The organism is Rhizobacter sp. P2_H2 (genome assembly GCF_056403375.1).
This window is the reverse complement of the sequence record NZ_JBFUFP010001502.1, coordinates 1-1,000: the sequence shown is the minus strand read 5'-3', so window position 1 is coordinate 1,000 and position 1,000 is coordinate 1. Positions and strand designations below refer to the sequence as shown.

Genomic DNA, 1,000 nt, shown 5'->3' with positions numbered 1-1,000 from the left:
TGATCAACGTGCGCGACTGCACGCCCAGCACGCCGGCGCCCGACAGGTCGAGCGACAGCCCGCGCGCGGCCCACGGTGCGAAGGCGTGCCGCAGCGCATCGATCGCCTGCGCCTGGCCGTCGAGGTCGGAGCCGCCGGCGCGCGTGATCGCCACCAGCAGCGCGCGCGGCTGGCTGCGCGACACCCACACGCCGGCCTCGACGCGCGGCCCGCCCGACGGCAGCAGCGTCTCGGCCAGCCGCGCCATCTCGCCGGTCGGGTCGCGCCACAGCAGCGGCTTGATCCACGCGCCGGCCGGCGTGCCGAGCATCGACGTGGTGTCGGCGATGCCGTCGCGCAGCCCGTCGACGCTGAAACGCTGCGCATCGACCGCCGGGCTCAGCAGGTAGCGGTGGGCCATCAGCAGCTCGCCGACGGCCTTCGGTGAATCGAGGTGGTCGCCGTTGCTGACGCTGTCGAACGCGCCGCTCGCGCGCAACGCGGTCGCGAGGCCGCGCGAGGCATCGCCGCGCAGCGCCGCATCGCCGCCGCGCACGCCGACCAGCATCACGCGCGCGGTCACGCCATGGCGCAGCTGCTCCAGCAGCACGCGCTGCTCGGCACTCGGCGACGACGGCAGGAAGGCCGACAGGTCGGCGACGTAGGTGGCGCGCGCGGCGAGCCAGGCGCCGATCAGCATGGCCGCGAGCCACACCCACACGGCGGGCCGGCGCAGCGCCTGGATCCTCATGGAACGCGGCTCTCGACGATCTTCATCGTCGAGCGGTCACCGCCGGCGAGCTGCACCTGCACCTCGGTCAGCGCGGCGCGCACGCCGCTCACCGTGACGCGCGCGACCTGCTCGCGCAAGCGCGGCTCGCGCGGCACCAGCTCGAGCGTCCACTGGTCAAGCGTGCCGCTGAACTGCGTCGTGAAGTGGCGGTCGAGCAGCTCGCGGTTGCCGGTCAGCGTGCCGCGCACCGCCTCGACCAGCACCTGCGCCTCGGGCACGGTGTCCAGC

At 74.7% G+C, this 1,000-nt stretch carries 1 protein-coding gene and 1 pseudogene; both read right to left on the bottom strand.

Annotated features, from left to right (window positions below; translation table 11 throughout):
• Positions 1-730: pseudogene (locus AC1D15_RS34270) on the bottom strand (MMPL family transporter); the annotation flags it as partial.
• Positions 727-1,000: LolA-related protein (locus AC1D15_RS34265; protein WP_477829582.1), on the bottom strand; the 274-nt coding region annotated here is incomplete at its 5' end. The gene AC1D15_RS34265 and the pseudogene AC1D15_RS34270, both read right to left, overlap by 4 nt.